1 pseudogene is annotated in these 208 nt (G+C 37.5%); it reads left to right on the top strand.

Features of this window, described 5'->3' with window-relative positions:
* Positions 1-26: 26 nt before the first annotated feature.
* Positions 27-208, top strand: a pseudogene (locus FDX22_RS21195) (cytoplasmic protein); the annotation flags it as partial.

Raw genomic sequence — 208 nt, 5'->3', positions numbered from 1 at the left:
TGAAAACTATGTAATGGAACTACATCGTGCATGTTATCAGCCGAAAACCATTCAATGAGGGTATGCTCATGTATCCAAACCATGGGCTTGCTCTCTCTGAGTTGCTGAATGTTTTGGAGAAAAAAACATTCCATCACCCTGAAGAGATGAAACAGTATATTCCTTCTCTTGATAATTTTAAGTACAGGAATAAATGGTGGGTAATTGA

The sequence above is a fragment of the Citrobacter sp. TBCS-14 genome, assembly GCF_005280805.1.
Taxonomy (GTDB): Bacteria; Pseudomonadota; Gammaproteobacteria; order Enterobacterales; family Enterobacteriaceae; genus Citrobacter; species Citrobacter gillenii.
This window is presented reverse-complemented; position numbering and strand designations above follow the sequence as displayed.